This window comes from Polaribacter litorisediminis (genome assembly GCF_019968605.1).
Classification (GTDB): domain Bacteria; phylum Bacteroidota; class Bacteroidia; order Flavobacteriales; family Flavobacteriaceae; genus Polaribacter; species Polaribacter litorisediminis.
This window is the reverse complement of sequence record NZ_CP082966.1, coordinates 3,802,633-3,825,925: the sequence shown is the minus strand read 5'-3', so window position 1 is coordinate 3,825,925 and position 23,293 is coordinate 3,802,633. Positions and strand designations below refer to the sequence as shown.

At 32.9% G+C, this 23,293-nt stretch carries 19 protein-coding genes and 2 pseudogenes; 13 read left to right on the top strand and 8 right to left on the bottom strand.

Annotated features, from left to right (window positions below):
- Positions 1-106 precede the first annotated feature (106 nt).
- From K8354_RS16435 to K8354_RS16385, 11 genes and pseudogenes are all read left to right on the top strand, one after another.
- Positions 107-1,351: a choice-of-anchor B family protein gene (locus K8354_RS16435; RefSeq protein WP_223443173.1), complete on the top strand. Its 1,245-nt coding sequence runs from the start codon at positions 107-109 to the stop codon at positions 1,349-1,351.
- A gap of 16 nt (positions 1,352-1,367) precedes the next feature.
- Positions 1,368-2,687: a hypothetical protein gene (locus K8354_RS16430; RefSeq protein ID WP_223443170.1), complete on the top strand. Its 1,320-nt coding sequence runs from the start codon at positions 1,368-1,370 to the stop codon at positions 2,685-2,687.
- A gap of 3 nt (positions 2,688-2,690) precedes the next feature.
- On the top strand, positions 2,691-3,443 hold the full coding sequence (locus tag K8354_RS16425; RefSeq protein WP_223443166.1) for an MbnP family protein: 753 nt from the start codon (positions 2,691-2,693) through the stop codon (positions 3,441-3,443).
- Between the two features lie 37 nt (positions 3,444-3,480).
- Positions 3,481-4,539, top strand: coding sequence for a cytochrome-c peroxidase (locus K8354_RS16420; RefSeq protein ID WP_223443163.1), 1,059 nt, complete (start codon positions 3,481-3,483; stop codon positions 4,537-4,539).
- A 106-nt stretch (positions 4,540-4,645) separates the two neighbouring features.
- Positions 4,646-4,975, top strand: a complete 330-nt coding sequence (locus tag K8354_RS16415; protein WP_223443160.1) for a HesB/IscA family protein — start codon at positions 4,646-4,648, stop codon at positions 4,973-4,975.
- Between the two features lie 35 nt (positions 4,976-5,010).
- A pseudogene (locus K8354_RS16410) lies at positions 5,011-5,403 on the top strand (four helix bundle protein).
- A 39-nt stretch (positions 5,404-5,442) separates the two neighbouring features.
- Positions 5,443-6,888, top strand: coding sequence for a Fe-S cluster assembly protein SufB (gene sufB / locus K8354_RS16405; protein WP_223443157.1), 1,446 nt, complete (start codon positions 5,443-5,445; stop codon positions 6,886-6,888).
- A gap of 63 nt (positions 6,889-6,951) precedes the next feature.
- Entirely contained in the window at positions 6,952-7,701 is a 750-nt protein-coding gene (sufC, locus tag K8354_RS16400; protein ID WP_223443154.1) for a Fe-S cluster assembly ATPase SufC, read from the top strand.
- 24 nt (positions 7,702-7,725) lie between these two features.
- Positions 7,726-8,125: pseudogene (locus K8354_RS16395) on the top strand (four helix bundle protein).
- A gap of 45 nt (positions 8,126-8,170) precedes the next feature.
- Positions 8,171-9,484 carry a Fe-S cluster assembly protein SufD gene (gene sufD / locus K8354_RS16390; protein WP_223443150.1) on the top strand — a complete coding sequence of 438 codons (1,314 nt, stop codon included), beginning with the start codon at positions 8,171-8,173 and terminating at the stop codon, positions 9,482-9,484.
- 150 nt (positions 9,485-9,634) lie between these two features.
- The gene (locus K8354_RS16385; protein WP_223443147.1) at positions 9,635-9,841 is read left to right on the top strand and encodes a hypothetical protein; all 207 of its coding nucleotides are present in this window, start codon (positions 9,635-9,637) and stop codon (positions 9,839-9,841) included.
- 244 nt (positions 9,842-10,085) lie between these two features.
- Here the strand turns inward: K8354_RS16385 and K8354_RS16380 are convergent, their stop codons facing one another.
- The 4 genes from K8354_RS16380 to K8354_RS16365 form a co-directional block, all read right to left on the bottom strand.
- Positions 10,086-10,895 (bottom strand): NgoPII family restriction endonuclease, encoded by an 810-nt coding sequence (locus K8354_RS16380; RefSeq protein ID WP_223443144.1) that lies wholly within the window; start codon positions 10,893-10,895, stop codon positions 10,086-10,088.
- A 172-nt stretch (positions 10,896-11,067) separates the two neighbouring features.
- Entirely contained in the window at positions 11,068-11,256 is a 189-nt protein-coding gene (locus tag K8354_RS16375) for a hypothetical protein (protein ID WP_223443141.1), read from the bottom strand.
- Positions 11,256-12,059 (bottom strand): DNA cytosine methyltransferase, encoded by an 804-nt coding sequence (locus K8354_RS16370; protein WP_223443138.1) that lies wholly within the window; start codon positions 12,057-12,059, stop codon positions 11,256-11,258. Before K8354_RS16370 ends, K8354_RS16375 begins: the two co-directional genes overlap by 1 nt.
- Before the next feature lie 3 nt (positions 12,060-12,062).
- Positions 12,063-12,383 (bottom strand): helix-turn-helix domain-containing protein, encoded by a 321-nt coding sequence (locus K8354_RS16365; RefSeq protein ID WP_223443136.1) that lies wholly within the window; start codon positions 12,381-12,383, stop codon positions 12,063-12,065.
- A gap of 354 nt (positions 12,384-12,737) precedes the next feature.
- Between K8354_RS16365 and K8354_RS16360 the strand changes: the two genes are divergently transcribed.
- Positions 12,738-13,661 (top strand): hypothetical protein, encoded by a 924-nt coding sequence (locus K8354_RS16360; protein ID WP_223443134.1) that lies wholly within the window; start codon positions 12,738-12,740, stop codon positions 13,659-13,661.
- 75 nt (positions 13,662-13,736) lie between these two features.
- On the opposite strand, the gene K8354_RS16355 is transcribed toward K8354_RS16360, so the two are convergent.
- Entirely contained in the window at positions 13,737-15,059 is a 1,323-nt protein-coding gene (locus tag K8354_RS16355; RefSeq protein WP_223443132.1) for a serine hydrolase domain-containing protein, read from the bottom strand.
- 101 nt (positions 15,060-15,160) lie between these two features.
- On the opposite strand from K8354_RS16355, the gene K8354_RS16350 reads away from it, so the two are divergent.
- Positions 15,161-16,375: an aminotransferase class V-fold PLP-dependent enzyme gene (locus K8354_RS16350; protein WP_302850516.1), complete on the top strand. Its 1,215-nt coding sequence runs from the start codon at positions 15,161-15,163 to the stop codon at positions 16,373-16,375.
- A 78-nt stretch (positions 16,376-16,453) separates the two neighbouring features.
- Here K8354_RS16350 and K8354_RS16345 read toward each other — a convergent pair whose 3' ends face one another.
- From K8354_RS16345 to K8354_RS16335, 3 genes are all read right to left on the bottom strand, one after another.
- Positions 16,454-17,962, bottom strand: coding sequence for an SGNH/GDSL hydrolase family protein (locus K8354_RS16345; RefSeq protein ID WP_223443130.1), 1,509 nt, complete (start codon positions 17,960-17,962; stop codon positions 16,454-16,456).
- 17 nt (positions 17,963-17,979) lie between these two features.
- Entirely contained in the window at positions 17,980-20,697 is a 2,718-nt protein-coding gene (locus K8354_RS16340) for a TonB-dependent receptor (protein ID WP_223443127.1), read from the bottom strand.
- Positions 20,698-20,854: 157 nt separating this feature from the next.
- The gene (locus K8354_RS16335; RefSeq protein WP_223443124.1) at positions 20,855-23,215 is read right to left on the bottom strand and encodes a penicillin acylase family protein; all 2,361 of its coding nucleotides are present in this window, start codon (positions 23,213-23,215) and stop codon (positions 20,855-20,857) included.
- Between the last annotated feature and the right edge of the window lie 78 nt (positions 23,216-23,293).

Sequence of the window (23,293 nt, the reverse complement as noted above, 5' to 3'; positions counted from 1 at the left end):
CAAATTATAAAACATTATTTTTGAACTGAAAATTGCATGCAATACTAAAAACAGTATTCCTATGTTCTTAGTTTTGCATAATTAAACTAATTTCTAAAAAAATATAATGATTAAAAGAATTCTTTTTTTGTTTGTCTTGGTAGCACTAAGTTGCTCCAAAAATGATGTTGAAACTCCAACGATTTCACCTGAAGTTCCAGAAGTTCCCGAAGATGTAAAAGGAAAATGCGTAAACGGTGTAGCTGACGGTTATCCTTGTGATGGCTATGATTTATTGGCGCAAATAGATTTAAACGGTTTAGATTTGTCTAATACGCCACCTAATAATTTAAGCGGGAGTGATTCTTGGGGTTGGACAGACCCAACGAACAATAAAGAATATGCACTTATCTGCTTAAACACAGGGGTATCAATGGTAGATATTAGCACACCAACAGAACCTTTTGTCGTTGGGTTTTTACCTACAGAAACTGTTAATAGCGATTGGAGAGATGTAAAAGTATATAACAATCATGCTTTTATTGTAAGTGAAGCCAATGATCACGGAATGCAAGTTTTCGATTTAACGCGATTAAGAGGGGTTGCAAATCCGCCACAAGTTTTTTCTCCAGATTTTACCTTTACAAACTTTGGCAGTGCTCACAACGTAGTTATTAATGAGGATAATGGATATGCATATCCTGTGGGCACTAGCAGAAATGGTACCTATAAAGGCGGCCCATTGTTTATTAATATTCAAGACGCTCTCAATCCAATCGATGAAGGTGGGTTTACCAATTATGCGCACGATGCGCAAGTAGTAACTTACAACGGACCTGACACAGAACATGTGGGCAAAGAAATTTTAATTGGTAGCAATGAAACGGAAGTTGTAATTGTAGATATTTCTGATAAAAGCAATCCTATTCAGTTATCAGCAATCAGTTACTCAAATGTGCGTTATACGCATCAAGGATGGTTCACCGAAGATTTTAACTATTTTATTTTGGGGGATGAACTAGATGAATTTCGTCTAGGAAACAAAACCAGGAGTATTATTTTTGATTTTAAAGACTTAGACAACCCTAAACTTCATTTCGAATATTTAGGAACCACAGATGCCATCGACCATAACGGCTATGTAAAAGATAATATCTATTATCAAGCAAATTATACCGCAGGTGTTAGGATGCTAGATATTTCTGACATTGAAAATAAAATAATGACAGAAGTTGGTTTTTTCGACACACACCCAACAAATAATTTGGCACAATTTAACGGAGCTTGGAATGTATATCCCTATTTTGAAAGCAATGTCATTGTCATCAGTGACATTGAAAGAGGATTGTTTCTGATTAAAAAATCAGAATAATAATGGTAACCAATCGATGAAAAAAATTTGCTACATTGTAATACTAACACTCTTCATTTATTGTTCAAAAGACGATTTAACAGAAAATCCATCCATAAATTCCAATACCATTGAATTTACAAAAACCTTTGGAGGTTCTAAAAATGATCGTCATCAATCGGTTGTAAAAACTTCGGATGGTGGTTACGCAATTTTAGGCTACACACAAAGTAATGATTTTGATATCACTACAAAAACCAACGAAAGTTTTGATTTTTGGGTGCTAAAATTTTCTTCGGATGACACGTTACTTTGGTCCAAAACTTTTGGAGGTTCAGATGATGATCGAGGTGCAGATATAATTGCCACTTCCGATGGTGGTTTCGCACTTCTTGGCTACAGCAAAAGTTCTGATAATGATGTTACTTCTAATGCCGGTGCTCAAGATTTTTGGCTACTTAAAATTAGTGAAAATGGCACTGTGTTATGGCAAAAAACATTTGGATATGCTGGCGCAGATTTTGGAAGCGCCTTACTACAAACCCAAGATAACGGCTATCTTATTACCGGCGTTCTAGATGTTTCGGCATCCAACGGACAAGGGAATTCTAAAGCAGCTCAAAAACATGCTGGCGGCGATATTTGGGCATTAAAACTAAACAATTCTGGAGATTTAGAATGGAGCAACTATTATGGAGGCTCTTTTACAGATACACCTTTTGGTGCTGTAGAAACTGCGGACGGCAATTATATAATTGCGGCTTCTTCAGACAGTGAAGATTTTAATATTTCTAACCCTAAAGGCGGATATGATTTCTGGATTCTAAAAATAGCTTCGGATGGAAGTTTAATTTGGGAGAAAAGTTTTGGAGGTTCAGAAATTGACGAAGCAAGGGCTATTTCAGCCACGAATGATGGTAATTTTATGGTGGTGGGTGATACTAGAAGTTCTGACAAAGATGTGAGCAACAACAAGGGTGGTGCAGATTTATGGATGGTTAAAATTACTCCCGATGGAGATTTAATTTGGGAAAAAACCTTGGGAGCCTCTAGTTTTGATGTAGCCCGTGCCATTTCTAAAACAGCCGATAATGGCTTTATCATCGCAGGAAATTCTAGAAGTTCTGATGCCAGTTTTACCAATCAAGGTCAAAATGATGCTTGGGTTTTAAAAGTAGATGCAAACGGAACTATTCTTTGGCAAAAATTTATTGGAGGTTTAGAAAATGATTTGTTATTTGATGTCATTACACTGAACAATCAATCCGTCATCGCAGTTGGGGAAAGTACCAGCAATAACGGAGATATTACGGAAAATAAAGGGTTTTCAGACGGGCTTATCATCAAAATAAAATAGATTATGAAAAAAATAATTAGCACATTTTTAATACTACTTGTTTTTTCTTCTTGTGATGAAAAAACAGATTGCTGTGTAAACTTTGAACCTGTAAAGGTTACTTTTAAATTTACCCAAAATTGGGATGGTATTCCAGTAACTTCATCCGATTTTAATAATTTTAAATTCACCACTCAAAATGGAGAAACTGTCAGTATCGAAAAATTAAGATATGTACTTTCTACTTTTTCTGTAGGGAGTGTAATCAAAAATTATCATTTGATCAATATTGGAGAAAATACGGGTTCTGAACTTACTTTTGAAGAGATTCCGCAAGGTTCTAATTTCTTACAATTTACGTTTGGTTTTACAGATGCAAACAACATCGATGGTGTGTATCAAGATTTAAATTCGGTTTCTTTCAATGTTCCAGGAATGTTAGGAGGTGGCTATCATTACATGCAGTTTGATGGTAAATACAAAGACACCAATAATGCTGATGCCAACTTTAATTATCATGCCATTAGAGCTGTAAACAGAACAGATCCTGCTAATTTAATTTTTCAAGACACTTCTTTTGAGGTTGATATGGGAACTTTCGATTTAAAAAATGATACGACCATAGAAATTAAAATGAATATCGCAGAATGGTTTAAAAATCCTAATTCTTGGAATTTAAACGAACTAAACACTGTTTTAATGCCTAATTTTGAAGCGCAAAAAATGATGAGTGATAATGGTAAAAGCGTGTTTTCTGTTGGAGTTGTAACACCCTAATATTGGGATTTTAAATTCGTTAATACCAAAAAATAACATGTTCAAAAAGTATCTATTTCTTCTTTGCTTTTTTCTTTTGATGCGTTGCGCATCCAAAGAAGAAGAAATCTATACACCTATTTCATACACTTTAGAAGTTCCTCAATTATTTGCAGATAAATTAATTGCCCCTGTAATCCCAGCAAACAATCCTTTAACAGAAGAAGGTATTGCTTTAGGAAAAAAGTTATTCTTTGATAAAATTCTTTCCGGTGATGAAACTCAATCTTGTGCAAGTTGCCACAATCCTCAAAATGCATTTGCAGAGAATCAACAATTTAGCAACGGAATTGACGATAAACTTGGCTTTAGAAACGCCATGCCCTTGTTTAATTTAGCTTGGAATTTTGACGAACTCTTTAATTGGGACGGAAAAGAATTTAGTTTAGAAAAACAAGCTTTTGAGCCTGTTTCAAATCCTATAGAGATGCATGCAAATTGGAAAGATGTTGAAAGAAGATTGCAAAATCATCCAGAATACCCAACCTTATTTTTACAAGCTTTCGGAAATTTAGAAATAGACTCAGTAGCAGTAACCAAAGCCCTTGCACAATTTGAAAGAACCATTATTTCTGGAAACTCAAAATTTGATCAATATTTAAGAGGGGAAACTACTTTAACCCCGCAAGAACAAAACGGTTTCAATATTTTTATGGATGAAGCCAAAGGCGATTGTTTTCATTGCCATGGCAGTAACAACAATCCTTTATGGACCGATAACCAATTTCATAATAATGGTTTAGACTCCAGTTTTTCTGATGTAGGTTTAGGCGCCGTAACCGGAGATCCTGCAGATCATGGAAAATTTAAATCACCATCCATCAGAAATTTAGCTTTTACAGCACCTTATATGCATGATGGCAGGTTTACAACTTTAGAAGAAGTCATCAATCATTATTCAGAAGGGCTGCAACCCTCATCAACAATAGACCCTTTAATGAAAAAAGTAAACGAAGGTGGCGTGCAACTCTCTGATGAAGAAAAAGCAGACTTAAAAGCCTTTTTATTGTCGCTTTCAGACTTCGATTTTATCAATAATTCTGCACTTCAAGAATAATCAATAAAGCCAATAGGTTTATTAGCTTTGTTAATGAAAGTTTAACTTTATTTATCAACTTATATCGTATATTTGCCCACAATTTAGATTTAATCTATTTAAAGATATGATAAAAGTTTCAGACACAGCAAAGAAAAAAGTCATAGAATTAATGACTGATGATGGCTTTGACGCTACAACCGATTTTGTAAGAGTGGGCGTAAAAAGCGGTGGGTGTTCGGGGTTATCTTATGATTTAACTTTCGATAACAAACAATCCGAAAACGATAAGCTTTTTGAGGAAAATAACGTAAAAATTATTGTTGATAAAAAAAGCTTTTTATATTTAATTGGCACAACCTTAGAATATTCAGGTGGTTTAAACGGAAAAGGTTTTGTTTTTAACAACCCGAATGCCAACAGAACTTGTGGATGTGGGGAATCATTCTCTCTGTAAACAAGTTTAAAATTTAAGGTTTAAGATTTAAAGTTATGGCTACTGTTAAAATATTTGAAGATTTAGAAATTTGGAAACTTTCCAGAATTCTTTGTAATGATATTAATACGGTCGCAAATAATACAGGATTAAAAAAAGATTACAGATTATATAATTAAATTGATGGTTCTTCTGGTTCAGTCATGGACAATATTGCAGAAGGATTTGAAAGAAATGGGAACAAAGAGTTTATTCAATTTTTATCAATCGCAAAAGCATCTTGTGGAGAAACAAGGTCTCAATTATATAGAGTTTTTAATAGGAATTATATTAATGAAAAAGATTTTAATAACTTAAAAGAACAATCATTGGTTTTAAGCAAGATGATTGGTGAATTTATAAATTATTTAAAGAAAAGTGAACTTAAAGGAAGCAAATACAAAAGCTAATAAGCACAACTTTAAACTTTAAATTCAAAACTTTGAACTATGAAGTATACCGAAGACGATTTAGAATTAGAATTAAAAACCAAAGAATATGCCTATGGTTTTTATACAGATATAGAAAGTGATACATTTCCAATAGGTTTAAGTGAAGATGTTGTGAGAGCAATTTCTAAAAAGAAAAACGAGCCAGAATGGATGACAAACTGGCGTTTGGAAGCTTACAGAGTTTGGGAAAAAATGGAAGAACCAGAATGGGCAAATGTGCATTATGAAAAGCCAAAATTTCAAGACATTGCTTATTATTCTGCTCCAAAAAAGAAACCAAAATTAAACTCTTTAGATGAAGTGGACCCTGAATTGTTAGACACTTTTAAACGTTTAGGAATTTCTTTAGACGAACAAAAGAAATTAGCCAATGTGGCGGTAGATATCGTCATGGATTCTGTTTCTGTTGCCACTACATTTAAGAAAACCTTGGGCGAAAAAGGAATTATTTTTATGCCAATTTCTGAAGCAATTCAAGAACACCCAGAATTAGTTCGAAAATATTTAGGAACAATTGTACCAACAAGCGATAACTTTTATGCAGCATTAAACTCGGCAGTTTTTTCTGACGGATCTTTCTGTTACATTCCAAAAGGTGTTCGTTGCCCAATGGAATTATCAACCTATTTTAGAATTAATGAAGGCGGAACAGGGCAGTTTGAAAGAACGCTTGTGGTTGCAGATAAAGGTAGTTATGTTTCTTATTTAGAAGGCTGTACAGCGCCAAGTAGAGATGAAAATCAATTGCATGCGGCGGTTGTGGAGCTCATTGCCATGGACGATGCAGAAATTAAATATTCTACAGTACAAAACTGGTATCCAGGTAACAAAGAAGGTAAAGGAGGCGTTTACAATTTTGTAACCAAGAGAGGTTTGTGTGAAACCAACGCAAAAATTTCTTGGACGCAAGTAGAAACGGGTTCTGCTGTAACTTGGAAATACCCAAGTTGTGTTTTAAAAGGAAACAATTCTATCGGTGAATTTTATTCGATTGCAGTAACCAACAATCATCAACAAGCAGATACAGGAACAAAAATGATTCATTTGGGGAAAAACACCAAATCGACCATTATTTCTAAAGGTATTTCTGCCGGAAATTCACAAAATTCCTACAGAGGTTTAGTACAAATAAATGCAAGAGCAGAAAATGCCCGTAACTTTTCTCAGTGTGATTCTTTATTAATGGGTAATGCTTGTGGTGCACACACGTTTCCTTATATCGAAGTTAAAAATAAAACAGCCCAAGTAGAACATGAAGCAACTACCAGTAAAATTGGTGAAGAGCAATTGTTTTATTGCAATCAACGAGGCATTGATACTGAAAAAGCAATCGCGCTAATCGTAAACGGATTCAGTAAAGAAGTGCTTAATAAACTGCCGATGGAATTTGCTGTGGAGGCTCAAAAATTACTAGAAATTAGTTTAGAAGGTTCTGTAGGATAGGCTATTGAGGTTCCCCAAAGATATTTAGAAATTAAAAAGTATAAAAAATAAGATATTTATATCATGTTAAAAATCAACAATTTACACGCTTCTATTGAAGGAAAATCAATTTTAAAAGGATTAAATTTAGAGGTGAAAGCAGGAGAGGTTCATGCAATTATGGGACCAAATGGTGCAGGAAAAAGTACCTTGGCAAACATCATTGCGGGTAAGGAAGAGTATGAAGTTTCTAACGGAATCATAGAATTAAACGATGAAGATATTAGTGAATTGGCTCCTGAAGAAAGAGCTCATAACGGTGTGTTTTTATCTTTTCAATATCCGGTAGAAATTCCTGGAGTTTCTGTAACCAACTTTATAAAAACTGCTATTAACGAAACTCGTAAAGCCAAAGGTTTAGAAGACATGCCTGCCAAAGATATGCTGAAAATGATTCGTGAAAAATCTGAATTGTTAGAAATAGACCGTAAATTTTTATCACGTTCTTTAAACGAAGGTTTTTCTGGTGGAGAAAAGAAACGGAATGAAATCTTTCAAATGGCAATGTTAGAACCAAAATTAGCCATTTTAGACGAAACAGATTCTGGTTTAGATATTGATGCTTTGCGTATTGTTGCCAATGGCGTAAACAAACTAAAATCTAAAGACAATGCAGTGATTGTGATTACTCATTATCAACGTTTATTAGATTATATTGTTCCTGATTTTGTACACGTTTTGCACGATGGTAAAATCGTAAAAACAGGTGATGCTTCTTTGGCTTTAGAATTAGAAGCAAAAGGCTATGACTGGTTGAAGCAAGAATTGGTTTAAAATAGTTTAAAAGGTTTCTTTAGTATAAAGTTTCACGTTTTAGCGACGATAAAAAGATTTGAAGATTTAGAAATATGGCAAGAGGCGAGACTGTTATCTAAAAAGATAATCCTAATTTCTAAAAGTACTGAGCTAAAAAACGACTTTAGATTTAAAGACCAAATTAAATCTTCTTCAGGTTCTATAATGGACAATATTGCAGAAGGTTTTGAAAGAGATGGAAACCTAGAATTTAGACAATTTTTATCCATCGCAAAAGGTTGGTGAAACTCGATCTCAATGTTATCGTCTCTTTGATTCGAACTATATATCTGAAAGAGACTTGGAAAAACTAGTAGACGAGTGTGTAAAACTAAGTAAAAAGATAGCTAACTTTATTAGTTATCTAAATAAAAAGGATTTTAAAGGAACTAAATTCAAGTAGCACCACTTGAAACAAAAGAAACTTAAAACCTGAAACATAACAACAATGGAATTAAAAGACAAAATATTATCTTCTTACGTCGCTTTTGAAAATGGAGTGGACATGAATTCTGATATTCACGAAATTAGATCTAAAGCTTTAGAAAATTTTGAAAAGTTGGGTTTCCCAACTAAAAAGTTAGAGGCTTGGAAATATACCTCGTTAAATAGCATTTTAAAAAATGATTTTAGCATATTTCCTGATAGAGGAAGATCTGTTGAACTAGCAGATGTAAAAAAATATTTTATTCACGATATAGATGCGTATAAAGTAGTTTTTATTGATGGCAAATACAGCTCTTTTCTGTCTGCAACAACACATGAAAATTTTGATGTTTGCCTAATGTCATCAGCCTTAAACAAACCTAAATACAAAGCGGTTATTGATAAATATTTTAACAAAATTGCAAAGCAAGATAATTTAACAAGCTTAAATACAGCATTTGCTACAGAAGGTGCTTACATCTATATTCCTAAAAATATAGAGGTTCAAAAACCGATACAAATTATCAATTTTACAACAGGCTCTGAACATGCAACAATGACGCAGCCTCGGAACTTAATTGTGGTTGAAGAAAACTCTCATGTTCAGATCATTGAACGCCATCAAAGCTTAACATCAAACGCAGTTTTAACAAATTCGGTTACAGAAATTTATGCAGCAAAAAGTGCTACGGTAGATGTGTATAAAATTCAAAATGATGACTTAAACGCTTCGTTGATAGATAATACATACGTCAACCAAAGATCAAATAGTGTAGCCTCGGTGCATACATTTTCTTTTGGAGGAAATATTACTAGAAATAACTTAAACTTCTATCAAAATGGAGAACATATCGATTCTATTTTAAAAGGAGTTACCATTCTTGAAGGAAAACAACATGTAGACCACCATACTTTAGTGCATCATATTGAGCCAAATTGCGAATCTCATCAAGATTATAAAGGAATTTATGATGAGCGTTCTACGGGGGTTTTTAACGGAAAAGTAATTGTAAATAAGGAAGCTCAAAAAACAAATGCGTATCAAAAAAACAACAATGTTTTAGTGAGTGATAGAGCAACAATCAATGCAAAACCTCAACTAGAAATTTTTGCTGATGATGTAAAATGTTCCCATGGTTGTACCATTGGCCAACTAGATGATAATGCATTGTTTTACATGCAACAACGTGGAATTCCGCAAAAAGAAGGAAAAGCTTTATTAATGTATGCTTTTGCAAATACTGTTTTAGAAAGCGTAAAAATCCCAGAAGTAAAATCTAGAATTACCAAAATAATTGCCAATAAATTAGGCGTTAACATTGGTTTTAATTTATAATCAATAGGTTAATTTATTTTATACCATACAAACCACGCAATTTGCGTGGTTTTTTTCTTTGATATTTTTTTTACTACCTTTAAAAGCGGAGAAAGGTTTCCAATTGGGCGCCATTTGAATATACATTGCTCTTTAAACAACTAAAAAATCATGAACAAAACAATAAAAACAGTTTTACTATTTGCAGGTGTTATTTTATTGGTTTACGGAATTTATACCCTAGTAATACCAGAAACTAAAGTTTCTATTGGAGATATAGATTTAGTTAGCGTACAAGACAATACCAACTCTTATATTACCATCGGTTTAGGAATTTTGGCAGTTGCTTTAAGTTTGATTAAAGAGAAGAGTTCTTAATTCTATAGCACTCTTTTATCTATGGTTTGTTCCATGAATTACAAACTTAAATTAATAAATAATTACTGACCAAAAAAATCTGTGAAGATTTTAGTAAGTAAGCAATAAATTATATATGTTCTTGTGTACTGACTTTTTCTTTCCACAAACTTGATAGCGTTGGCAAAAACATACTCTTTTGCAATTTTTGGCTTGTTTGGTTGACTGAACCCAATTGCAAATGAGAATGGATTTTAGTGTTGACTTACACGCATAGTTTTATTAGTTTACAATCTATTAATTTAGCAGGATTATCTGGGTCTTTTATATGTTTATCCTCAATACTAAATCCGTTTTCTTTAATTGTTTCAAGTTTAGTTTTACTTTCTTTTGGAAAACCATTATATTTTTCTGTTGGAATTATGCAAACTAATTCAAAGTCTTTACCAGTAGGTTCGTGTAAATAATTAAATACTTTTCGTGCATTTTCAATTTGCCACATTCCTCTAATTCTCAAATTTGTTATTCCTAATGGGTCAACTTGATTTACTCTTCCCAATTCCTTTGTATCTGCAAAAACAACGTCTGGAATCGTTTTAATTCCATCAGAAATAGTTGTTTTAATTCTTTGGTAAGTTTCGTGTTTAGCTGCGTAAGAATTACCATAAACCATCCACAAAGATTTTACACTTGTATCTGTCGTATGCCCAACGCAATAAATTAAATCCTTAATTGTCCAATCTTCACACTCTTTACATTCCTTTGTAATCATAGGACTTGTGTGTCTTAAATCAGTTTTTGGATAACTACTATTTAAAGCTAAACTTGTATTTGCACTTTGAGTTTTTTTAACTTCAATAGCATCTCCACCTTTTATCATAATATCAGGCGGATTATTTTGAGATCCTAACCAAGAAAATTCTTGATTATAAGTTTGCATTCTTTTTAATTCGTCTTTTATTCCAAATGTTCCTGCAAAAGCGTCTTTAATATAACTTTCAAGAGCTTCTCCCATATTATTAGCTCTATTTATATATGAAAATTGAATTTTTACACTTTCGAGAAAGCGAGACAATAACCTAAACTTTACATTTTTCAATATCCAATTAGTAAAATTACTTTAAAACTTCATTACTTTTCAGGTTGTGTTTATCAGAATTTATTTTGTCTTCAACTTCTCAATAAAACAATGTATTACTTCTTGTATTTCAGAGGTTATTCCTAATGACCTTGAAAAAAATTGGTAATTAATCTTGATTATAATTAGTTATTTCAAATTCAATTTCTTCTATCCAATTCTCAATATTATTTTTTTCACTATTAAATTTTGAAGATAATTCTTGTTTCACATTTGAATAAAGTAAGGTTGAAAGTTCTTGTAACTTCTTTTTTACTTCATCACATTTATCTAAAGTTTTTGCATAATCTATATTCATTAAGCTGCTATTTTATTCTTTTCAATAAATTTCATTTTTGGTGCCTGTGGATGAAGTGGTGCGTGTCTTCCTCCAGCTTGAATTGTAAAAGATTGTTCGTCCCAACTTCTTACTCTATTTCTTGACATATAAATGGTTGAAAAACTACCAATCATATATTCGTGATTTGGAACAGAACAATTATTTCCGTTTGTATTATTAAACTCTAATGCAGGTAAAACACCTTCTTTTAAATCTGTTATAATTTCTTCAAGTGCTATTTTAGGAAAAGTTTCAGTTGGGAATTGATATTTAAAGTTCAAGTCTTTTCTAATTCCAATAAAAAACACTCTTTTTCTGTCCTGAGGAACATTGTAATCAGATGCATTTAGCATTTGAAAAGAAAGTTCATAACCTATTCCTGCGTTTCTAAAAAGTTTTTTTATTCCTTCTAAAGCTTCTGTATGTTTTGAAATTAGCATTCCACTAACATTTTCTGCTAAAAAGAATTTTGGCTGTTTTGCTTCTAATATTCTGATGAAGTCGTAGAATAACTGACCTCTTTTATCTTTAATTCCTCTTGCTGCTCCAGCTTCACTCCAACTTTGACAAGGTGGACCACCAATTATTCCATCACACTCCGGAACTTCGTCAACTGGAACATTAACAATGCTTCTTTTGTCAAGAATTGTATTTGGATGATTCTTTTCATAAGTTTCCCAAATTTCTTTATCATATTCGTTTGCCCAAATAACATTAAAACCTGCTTGCTGAAAGCCTAAGTCAAGTCCGCCAGCTCCTGCGAAAAAAGATACTATTTTCATATTTTATTTTGTTTGAAGTGATTTATTAAGTGTTCTGCGGTATTCTGCTTTTTCCTCCGCAACTTGCAAAAGTTGTTTTGTGCAATTCGTTTCGTAAATATGCTTTCCAATTTGGTCGGTCAAATATTCATTGCTCAATTCTGTAAGATCGATTTTGAAGATTTTCGCAAGTTTTGGTAAACGTTTTTCGTCAAAATCTCTTTTTCCATTCTCAATTTTACTCAAATTTGCAGAGTCCAAATTCAGTTTCGCTGCAAGTTGAGTTAAAGTCAACTCGTTTTGTTTTCGTAATAATCGAATGTACTCTCCAAAAGTGGTATTCATAAGACTTGTCATTTTTTGACAAATATAAACATTTTAATTTAAAATATTCAATTCTAGCGTTGGTAAAAACCAAAAGCACAAAAATAGTTGACTGGTTTTAGCTTTTGTAGCACTCTTTTTAAATATTATATGTCCTTTTTAGTCCTATAATGCCGTCATAAATCGGTTCTGTTTCGCTTCCTTTTTATTGAAAAAAATGGCCGCAAAAAATGTTATACTGCTTATTTTTTAATTTCAATGCTTCAAAAAATAATACAATAAAGGTCAGTAGATACCTACCTATAAATTTTAATCTTTAAATAATTAAGGAAAAAAATAACTATATTTAGTACTTATAATTTACAACACTTTTTTATGAGAAAATTAGAGCTTTTATCATTTACATTTTATATCCTGTTTATATCAATTTCTTTGGGTCAAGGTAGAAAAATGTATGTCGATAATTTCAGTAATATACTAGGCTCTTATACTCTAGAAAAAGAATTATTAGAATTTGTAGATAAAAATGATATCGAAGAAATCATTCTATATGACCTGAATAAAGTGCATAAAAGGTTTCCTTTGGGCGATGCATCTCAAAACGGACTTCTTGCAAAATTTATTGCAAAAGCAAAAAAAGAACACCATGTAAAAAGTGTAAGTGCCTCTGGCGAAACTGGTAACTTTTTCATTAAAGCTATTCACCCTTATAATGTATCTAGAACAAAACAAGAAGAACGATTTGATGTCTACAATCTTGAGTATGAATATTGGAATAAAAAACAATCGTTGGACGGAGGTTATTATTGCGAAACCTATTTAAAAAAGGCCAATATGTCTTGTAATAGAGAGAGTTCTTTTAAGTACTATATAAACTCTCTATTTGTTATGAAAAGTTTAGCTGAAGACGCAAACATAGATATAAAAATAGAAGCTTATGTGGGTAAATTTACACGGCAAGAAGCCGATCAAATAAGTAAACATGTAGATATGTTGCTGGTTCATGATTATGTAGAAGACCCCAAATACAGTTATTTATATGTAAAAGAAAGACTAAATCATTTAGATGCAATCCATTCTCATATTGAAATTTCTATCTTGTTTTCTGAAGAAAATAATTTCATGGGTAAATGGTTAAGAAATCATGAATTTGAAGAAGCGGAAAGAATATTTTTTACAGAGCTAGAAAAAAAACAAATTGCATTAGAAGAACATTTAAACTTTCAAGGATTTACATACTATAACTATAGTTTTTTTAAAAGGAACCTAAAGAAAATAAAATCGCTGAACAAATATTAATTTGATATGGAATACTCTCCAAAACTCCTTTCAAAAATTTATGCAAACCACATCATACACCAAAATTGATGTTATTTATTTGATATTTTTTATAATTTCACTCAATAACAAATCAACATCAGCGTTTTTAGTTAAGCCCATTCTAACCACCACCAAATCTTTATCCGGCAAAATATATACGTTTTGTCCTTGATACCCGCTAAAGAAATACATGTTTTTTGGCACATTAGGATACGTTTTCCCTGCATTTAACCAAATTTGACCACCATACTGACCGTCTGATGTTGGCGTTGGCGTAGTCGCGTATTTTACCCATTCTTTTGTAAAAAGTTGTTTACCTTTCCAATGACCATTATGTAAATACAGCAGTCCTAATTTAGACCAATCTCTAGCGGTTGCCCAAGCATAAGAAGAGCCTACATAATTGCCTGCCAAATCAGTTTCTACAAGCATCGAATTCATGCCAATTTTATCAATTAAATCTGCATACCAAAAATCTAAATATTCTTGGTGTGTTTGAAACTGCTTTCTTAAAATTCCTGATAATAAATTAGTGGTTCCGGAAGAGTAATACCAACTTTCGTTGGGTGCACCTACCAATGGTTTTTTTATTTGACTTTTAGTCATATCTCGTTCTAAAAACAACATTTTAGAAACATCAGAAATCGTGTTATAATCTTCATTCCACTCTAAACCAGAATTCATTTGTAATAAATTATGAATTGTTATTTGACTTCTTTCGTCATTTTGCCAATCGTTAAAGGGAGCTTTATCGAAAACATTCATTTTATTTTGATGTTCTAACACACCGAATAAAGTACCTACAATACTTTTGGTCATAGACCATCCTAAAATTTTAGACTCCTGGTCAAAACCAGCTGCATATCGTTCTGCAATAATTTGGTTTTTATACACTACAACTGCCGCTCTTGTTTTATTTTCAGGATCAAATAATACATCCAAAGCATTCTCTAGTTGCTCATAATCAACATTCGTGAAAACCGTGTCTTTTTGCGCCGCATTCCCATACGGAAAAGGTGTATCATTATCTGGAACTCCTCTTTTTGGTGCCAAATAACTTTTATGTATATCTTCCTCTTTTAGTGCTACCACACTTCCAGTTCCTTCCCTGTAAAAAGATGTTCTACTCAGCAAACCAAAAACGCTAGAAATAACAGCTTTTTTAGGCATCTGTACTTGATCACTTGCCAAATTAATCGGAGAAAAATTATTATCTGTTGTATCTGTAAACGCTAAAGATCTATTTGCTACAAAAACAGATGAAGCTGCATTTTTAGCAGAATAACCTGCAATAATATTTAATTTTGGATAATTGTAAACAACAACAATTGTAATAAATACCGCTACTAAAAGTAGCATTCGCTTGAAAATTTTCATGATTAAAAAAGAATTTGATGATGTAAAAATAAGAAATTCATATTGGCTTTGTTATTCGTTTAAAAAATCAACCTTTATCTTTGCAATTAAATATGTTTTGTATGATGAATGTTGATAAAATTCGCGCTGATTTTCCAATCCTTAAAAGAACTGTTCACGGAAAACCTTTAGTCTATTTCGATAATGCTGCTACTTCACAAACGCCTCAAATTGTTATTGATACGATTGTAGATTATTATAGCAATTACAACGCAAACATTCACAGGGGCGTTCATACTTTAAGTCAAGAAGCTACTGATAAATACGAACAAGCTCGTATTAAAATCCAACAACATTTTAATGCAAAAGAAGCGTATGAAATTATTTTAACAGCCGGAACTACACATAGCATCAATATTGTAGCTTCTGGATTTTCATCACTTTTAAAGAAAGGTGATGAGTTGATTGTTTCCGCTTTAGAACATCATTCAAACATTGTTCCTTGGCAAATGCTCTGCGAAAAAACAGGGGCTATTTTAAAAGTGATCCCGATGAATGAAGAAGGTGCCTTAGACATGCAAACTTACCATAAATTGTTAAATAAAAATACCAAATTAGTTTTCTGTAATCATGTTTCAAATGCCTTAGGAACGGTAAATCCTATTGAAGAAATTATCAATGCTGCTCATAAAGTTGGTGCTGCTGTTTTAATTGATGGAGCACAAGCAACACCTCATATAAAACCTGATGTTCAAAAATTAGATGCAGATTTTTATGTGGCCTCTGCCCATAAATTATGTGGCCCAACAGGCGTTGGCATGTTATATGGAAAAAAAGAATGGTTAGAAAAATTACCTCCTTATCAAGGTGGAGGAGAAATGATTGCTACGGTATCTTTTGAAAAAACAACGTATGCTGGTTTGCCTCATAAATTTGAAGCAGGAACGCCTAATATTTGTGGAGGAATCGCTTTTGGAACCGCCATAGACTACATGAACACTATTGGATTTGATGCAATTGCTGCATATGAAAATGAGCTTTTAAAATACGGTACAGAAGAGCTTCTAAAAATTGAAGGGTTAAAAATCTACGGAACCACCAATGAAAAAACTGCGGTTATTTCTTTTAATATCGATGGAATTCATCCTTATGATATTGGTGCTATTCTAGATAAATTAGGTATTGCTGTAAGAACAGGGCATCATTGTGCACAACCTATTATGGATTATTATAAAATTCCAGGTACTGTAAGAGCCTCTTTTTCATTTTACAATACCAAAGAAGAAATCGCTATGTTTATTGCTGGTTTAAAACGAGCAAAAATGATGCTTTCTTAGAATGAAATACATATTTATATCAAAAAAAAAAGGTTGAGATTTTATAATCTCAACCTTTTTTATATATAAACTATTTTACTATTGTAATGTAGGCGAATAGTTAGTAGGGTAATCGTCAGCTTTAGCTAAACCATTTGTAGCAGAAGTAAAGTTAGAACCAAATTCAGCATCCATGGCTTCTAATATCTTATTCGCCATTAAAGCATAACCTCTACCTGTTAAATGTACACCGTCTAAACTTATTAAACCGCCAGTAACCAAACCAGTATTCATATTGTAGTTGTCAAAAGTAATACCCGTAGACGCTTCTGATAAAACCCCTTTAAAGTCTACTAAAGCAACATTTGGATTTGCGCCTGCTACTGCAGCTATCGTAGTATTGTATGCATCCGTAGCATTTTTAATTGCCGTTTGTTCTTGTGGTGTTATTACCCATTGATCACCTAAAGCTACTGCAACACCTCTAACCGAAGCAGGATTACTAGGATCTGCTAGAGTACCTATAAAGCTTGCACCTGCCAGCACTAACAAATCATCAGCTGTAGTTTGTCTAAATTGAGGTAAGGCAGCAAAAGCTGGATTTATAGCTCCTAAATCTGTTAAATATTCATCAATAATTACTACTGGATTTTGACCTTCTGAAAAGTTAATTAATCTCTTATTCAGTTCTTCCTCTGTAAATAATCCTGGAGCTACTTGGTTTAAAGCTGCATAAGCCTGTTGTAAACCTCCATTATAAGCAGCGTATGCACCATTAACAGCTGCTGCTGTTCCTGCATCTAACGGCACAGGGTTATAAGGTACTGTCGTAAAATTGGCTAAATCTGTAATGTAAGGTACATTAGCCACTACTCCTTTTGCTCCGTTTGCAGTTAAAGCAGTAACCATACCGCTAAAAACATCGGCAAAAACATTAGGGTCTGTAATATCATTACCTCCGTAGGTTGATGGATCAAAATTACCCGTTTGATCTACTCCTGAACCTCCAGAAAGTGCATACCCTAAAACATCATTTCCTCCAATTTCTGATAAGGTAAAAAACGTTGGGTTTCGTGCCAACGCATCTCCCATAACGGTAGCTGTTGGGCTCGAAGCCATTCTACCAAAGTAAGGATTTAATTGCCCATAACCAGGAAATCCTAAATGAAAACTTTTTGCACCCGGAGCTCCAAAATTATTAAAGGGTCCACCTGAAGCAGGCACGCCTAATTGTGTAGTTGGGGTTGCAGATAACCTTGCAGGTCCTGCTCCATCAAAATAAAATCTTGGTGGTTGCACAGCTGTTCCGTTAAAAACTAATCCTCCAATATTGTCATTCATTAAAGGTTGGTTAAAATTTGTACCAAATTTGCCTGCCAAAATGTTTGGAAAAGAATTTTCTTGAGCTGCTTTAAACATAGCTCCATCAGTATAACCTGCTGTAAAAGAAGCTCCGACAGAAACGTAACTAGAAAAATCTAATCCGTTTGTATTTAATGCAACTTCGGGAATTGCTTCAGCTTGTATTTCAGGTAAGGTGTTATCTACATCACAAGAAACAAGGCCTAATGATAAAAGAAACAAACCTATATATTTATAATTTTTCATAAAATAATATTTTTTTATTAGTTATTAATTGTCCAAGAAAGATAGAATTGAGATCCTACAGCACCAACACCTGGTGCACTAAAATATTCTTGCCCACCTAAATTTGCGCCTCCTAATTTAAATACAGACTTCCAACTAGGAACACTATAGTTAATTTGTGCATCTAATACAGTTCTAGCATCTACAGTGGCATCTAAGAAAGTAGATTCCCATAAAAATTCATCTTGCCATCTTAAATTTACATTAAATCCGAAGTTTTCAAATAAATCTGTTTTACCAAATTGTATTTTAACTTTGTTTTCTGGTGTGTTAAAACCAGCTTCAAAATCTGGATCAGAGGCTTCATCAAACTCAAATCTAGCATAGGTATAACTTACTCCAAAGTCGAAACCATTAAATATCTTCGTATTTAAACCGATAGAAGCACCGTAAGAATTAATATCTGCAATGGTATTTGTGTATGTTTGGAATGCCTGAAAATCACCATTTTGAAGTGCTAAAAGAGATAAACTATTATCACCTACGGTTCCATAGAAAGGTACTAATACGTTTTTACCAGAAATAAAACCATCATAACTGTTGTAGTAACCACTTAAATCTACTGTAATTCTAGACTCCCCAGCATTAATTAAACCTCTATATCCTAATTCAAAAGCAGTCACTTCTTCTGGTCTTACTAAAGGAGAGCTAGATTTTGCTGGAGCACCATTTTGCACTGAACTTGCTGAAAAAGAATTTTCATAAGCTAATCTACCAGATAAAGTAGTCGTAGCACCGCCAACGAATGCTTGCCCAGCTGTACTTACATTTATAGGAGCACTTGTAAATCTATCTAAATTGTCTGGTGCAGAACCAACTAATATGGCAGCACCTGCATTTAATCCAATATATTGATCTTGTGTAGTTGGGTTTCTAAAACCTTTTTGAAAAGAAGCTCTAAAATTATCATTTTTATTTTCTCCAGCTGCGTACGCTAAAGAAACTCTTGGAGAGAAATTTCCATCAAAGTTTTGTGCTTTGTCATAACGAACTGAAGCAGTAAACTTTAAACGATCATCTTCTAAAAATTTCTTCTGCATTTGTGTGTAAACCCCATATTCATCATAATCAATAGGACCATCGTTATCTGTAAAAATACTTCCATTAGAATTTAAAGAATACAATCTATAAGAAGCACCCACTTGAAATTCTGCCCAATCTATAACATCTTGAAAATTATAGTTGATATCTGAATGATATAGTTTTGTTTGATCTTGAAATCTAGCACCCGTAATTAAATCTGGGTCTGAAGTAACATCATCAAAAGCAGCTTGAAAACCTGGTGTTCCAGGAATTAAACGACCAGTATCTGCAGTTGATCTTGCAAAAGCATGAGAACCAGAAACTAAATAAGCACCGGCATATTGAGTAAACCATTCTTGGTCAGACTTCCACCTTCTGTTAATGTTAATAGCCGCAAAACGAGAATCGTAAGAATCTTTAGCATCTTCCGTAGTTACATAACCTCTTATAAAAAAGTTTTTCCCTTTTACTTCTAATTTGGTTTGTCCAAGGAAGAAATTTCTAATATTATACCTATTAGCTCCTTGGTAAATAGTGTTACCCGTACCAAACTTAGAATTTAAAATTACTTCTAAACGATCATCTCCAAAAGGGCGATAATGCAACGCTGCATTTACCTTTAAACTTTTTGCTTGATAATCTTTCATTAAATCTCTTTCCTCATAACCAGTTCTACTAACTCTACCTATTGCCCCTCCTAAACTAGTAGCAACTTCATCTCCATAAACATTTAAACCATCATAATCGTTTAAAGATCTATCTCCAGGAGCATATTCTCCGTTTCTAGTGTTTCTAGTATCTGTTGCAAACCATTCTGTTCCTTCTAAATAAGAAATAGTTGCTTTTGCAGCAAATTTATCAGAAAATTGATGCGCTAATCTAAGGCTTAAGTCATAAAATTCATTGTTTCCAGCAGCCTCTTGACTTGTAATACCTCCTTTCATTGAAAAACTTATTCCCGCATCATCAAAAGGACTTCTACTTGTCATAAACATAATACCATTAAAGGCATTTGCACCATATAATGCTGATGCCGCACCCGGAAGTAATTCTACGGTAGACACATCTAATTCAGACATTCCTAAAAGGTTACCAATAGCAAAGTTTAATGCTGGTGATGAATTGTCCATGCCATCTACCAATTGCATAAAACGTGTATTTGCAAACGTAGCAAAACCTCTTGTGTTTACAGATTTAAATGTTAAACTACTGGTGTTGATATCTACACCTTTTAAATTTTCCAAACCATCATAAAACGAAGGTGAAGAAGTGTTTTTAATAGCTCTAGCATCCATTCTTTCAATAGTTACAGGAGACTCCATAATACGTTCTGGAGTTCTAGATGCGGATACTACAATTTCATCTAAAGAGGTTTCATTTTCTGTTAACACAGCCGATACTTTTTGATTATTTTTTGTAATCTCTATCTCTTCCATTTTATACCCTAGCATAGAAATTTCTATGGTAAAAGGTGGAGTATCTGACACTTCTAAAACAAAATTACCGTCAAAATCTGTAGTTGTTCCTACTGATTTTCTAGAAATTTTAATGTTGGCTCCAGGAAGTGTTTCTCCCGTTTTTGCATCTTTAACCGTACCCGTAATGGTGGTTTGCGATACCATTGCTAGGCTACTAAAGGCTATAAACGCAACTAGTAATAAATTTTTTATCATAATTTGTTTTGTTTGTTAACTATAGTGCAAAATACAAAAATTTTTGAATTATGTAATAAAATTCATTTTTTTTATGATATTCAACTAATTTGATGTTATTTTTTAGGAAAATCATATCTATATTTATGCGTTTTACTCATAAAAAACTGGGTTTGCACTATTCTAAAATCAATTGAAATTCTGAGTATTCTATAACCTTTTCTTTAGAAATCCAATACGGTATATATTCGCCCGTTTTCCATTTTTCTAATTGCGATTTGTAATATGGATGAAAAATTCTTGCTGCACTTCCGCCGGATAAAATACCAATCATTTTTTCTTTATCATTCATGTCCGCTACCATTCTAAAAGAACTGAACCAACTTGTTTCAAATTTATGTTCTATATTTTTTATAAAACCACCTCTATTAAGTGTTTGGTTAGAACCGGCTTTAGGTAGCAGCTCTGCACCTAGTAAACCGCTTCCAAAACCTTCTTTTTTAATAGGACTCACAAAATGTATGGTGTGTATTTTACCCCACGTCCAATCATTTTGATTGGCACCCAATCTTTCCGTTAAAAGTTGTTTTGTTTTAAGTCCGGCCTCAACAATTAGTTCTGAAAGTGTTTCCTTTTGTGGCGTATCAATATTATCAATAAAAGCATTTTCTGATGTTATAAATCCATCTACCTTCTGATTCCAATAATAGACGTTTTCCCAATACATATCTTCAAGCTCATCAGGCAATTCATCATTTAAAACTAAATATAAAAGTTCATTATATAAGACGTTGTATACAGATGCACCAACTTCATTAATACCATCTTTATAGTTCCATTTTTTTAAAATTGCTGCAATATCTTTAGTGGTTTCTTCTGTTTCTAAAGCAGCAACAAATAATGGCGTTAAAGCCTCTGCTTGCATATTTTTTACGTCAAAAATCATTTGCCATATATCTTGAGCGTTGAATTTTTTATTTTCTGATAATAGTTCTGTAATTCTTTGGTATCTATAATATGGAGAGAAATGATTAGAATAATAATAAGGATAATCATCTGGACGCGTATCATTATTGGCTGTGCCAATCCAACCTCTTTCTGGGTTTATCATGTGTGGTAATGAATCTTTAGGAATAAAACCTAACCAATTATCTTGTTGATTTGCTTTAGAAGGCACTTCGCCTGTTTTATTGCGTCTTACAGGAACCAACCCTGTGGCTTGATGTGCAATATTTCCTTCTACATCTGCAATGGCATAATTAAAAAACATATTGTCCATGCCTTTTAGCGCTTCTCTAAATTCAAAAACGTTTTTAGTTTCTAATATACGCTCTAAACCCATAGAATTACTTTTAGTTTCTGCTAAAGACCATCGTAAACTTACAACATCATCTGTTAGAATATTAAATACATCAAAGTCGGAAATAACAGGACCTCTTTTTGTATGGCGAATTTCTATTTCAACATTGGCACTATCTTTAACTTTGATGGTTTCTTTTCTTTTAGTAAAGGGAATTTTATTTTCTTCTTGCATGTAAAAAGCACCTTCGACATCTTCAATAAATAAATCTTGACTGTCTCCGTAAGCATTAGTAACGCCAAATGAAACGAATTCATTTCTGCCTGAAATTAATCCAGGAATTCCTGGTGTAGCAATACCAACAGCTTTAAATTCCGGGCAAAATAATCCAATAGGATAAAAAAGACCAGGAAGTATTCTGGCATCAACATGAGGATCATTTGATAATATAGGCTTTCCTGATTGTGATTTTTTTCCTGAAATAGCCCAATTATTGGAACCTAATTTTGGATAGGATACCATAGGATTTTCAAGTTGATGAAATAATTTATGTGTTTGAGATGAAAATGCCAAGGATATAGAATCTGTTGTAATTTTTAATTCCTTAGTTCTATCTAAATTAATAGAAAGTGGAAGAAGCTCTGAAGCTTTGTCCATGCTTGCAGCTAGATTTAAACTTAAAACTTCATCTTCTAAATTTTGACTATGAAACAAACCAACAAAATGTGTAACTGAAATAATGTCTTGTGGTGTTAATGGAGTTGGCTTTATACCTAACAAACTTAATTCAACAGGGAACTCATCTTTGCCCACTTTTAAATATTCATTAAACCCTTCACAATACCAATCTAACATTTTTTTTGTTTCGGCATCTAAGTATTGATAACTTCTTTTAGCATTGCCTACCAAATTAAGTACACGCATTTTTATGTCTGATTGCAACATAGAACTACCCACTAAACTCGCAGCTTCTCCTTTTATCAAAGCACGGTAAAATTCTATTTGAAACAAACGATCTTGTGCCAAAATAAAGCCTTGCCCACGAATTGCATCTGCTTTATTTTGCGCTATTACGTATGCAATACCATTATTGTCGCGATGTATTTTTATAGGATGATCATTTAGCGCTATTGTGATTTTTCCTTCTCTTTGGTAGTTGTTTATGTTTAGTACATATATTGAAATACTAATTAGTAAAAAAAGAAATATTGCAGCCAGATAAAGCAGTGTTTTTTTCATTTAGAAAAATGGATTTTCACAAAAATACAATATTTTTATAAATTTATTCTACTCAAAAACTTTGTATTGATAATGAGC

Excerpts from the sequence above, each read along its gene's own strand:
- sufB (WP_223443157.1), top strand. The coding sequence starts at position 5,443 with ATGAAGTATACCGAAGACGATTTAGAATTAGAATTAAAAACCAAAGAA.
- K8354_RS16385 (WP_223443147.1), top strand. The coding sequence starts at position 9,635 with ATGAACAAAACAATAAAAACAGTTTTACTATTTGCAGGTGTTATTTTA.
- K8354_RS16415 (WP_223443160.1), top strand. The coding sequence starts at position 4,646 with ATGATAAAAGTTTCAGACACAGCAAAGAAAAAAGTCATAGAATTAATG.
- K8354_RS16335 (WP_223443124.1), bottom strand. The coding sequence starts at position 23,215 with ATGAAAAAAACACTGCTTTATCTGGCTGCAATATTTCTTTTTTTACTA.
- K8354_RS16355 (WP_223443132.1), bottom strand. The coding sequence starts at position 15,059 with ATGAAAATTTTCAAGCGAATGCTACTTTTAGTAGCGGTATTTATTACA.
- K8354_RS16340 (WP_223443127.1), bottom strand. The coding sequence starts at position 20,697 with ATGATAAAAAATTTATTACTAGTTGCGTTTATAGCCTTTAGTAGCCTA.
- K8354_RS16420 (WP_223443163.1), top strand. The coding sequence starts at position 3,481 with ATGTTCAAAAAGTATCTATTTCTTCTTTGCTTTTTTCTTTTGATGCGT.
- K8354_RS16425 (WP_223443166.1), top strand. The coding sequence starts at position 2,691 with ATGAAAAAAATAATTAGCACATTTTTAATACTACTTGTTTTTTCTTCT.
- K8354_RS16375 (WP_223443141.1), bottom strand. The coding sequence starts at position 11,256 with ATGAATATAGATTATGCAAAAACTTTAGATAAATGTGATGAAGTAAAA.
- K8354_RS16370 (WP_223443138.1), bottom strand. The coding sequence starts at position 12,059 with ATGAAAATAGTATCTTTTTTCGCAGGAGCTGGCGGACTTGACTTAGGC.
- sufC (WP_223443154.1), top strand. The coding sequence starts at position 6,952 with ATGTTAAAAATCAACAATTTACACGCTTCTATTGAAGGAAAATCAATT.
- K8354_RS16345 (WP_223443130.1), bottom strand. The coding sequence starts at position 17,962 with ATGAAAAATTATAAATATATAGGTTTGTTTCTTTTATCATTAGGCCTT.
- K8354_RS16365 (WP_223443136.1), bottom strand. The coding sequence starts at position 12,383 with ATGAATACCACTTTTGGAGAGTACATTCGATTATTACGAAAACAAAAC.
- K8354_RS16350 (WP_302850516.1), top strand. The coding sequence starts at position 15,161 with ATGATGAATGTTGATAAAATTCGCGCTGATTTTCCAATCCTTAAAAGA.
- K8354_RS16430 (WP_223443170.1), top strand. The coding sequence starts at position 1,368 with ATGAAAAAAATTTGCTACATTGTAATACTAACACTCTTCATTTATTGT.
- sufD (WP_223443150.1), top strand. The coding sequence starts at position 8,171 with ATGGAATTAAAAGACAAAATATTATCTTCTTACGTCGCTTTTGAAAAT.
- K8354_RS16435 (WP_223443173.1), top strand. The coding sequence starts at position 107 with ATGATTAAAAGAATTCTTTTTTTGTTTGTCTTGGTAGCACTAAGTTGC.
- K8354_RS16360 (WP_223443134.1), top strand. The coding sequence starts at position 12,738 with ATGAGAAAATTAGAGCTTTTATCATTTACATTTTATATCCTGTTTATA.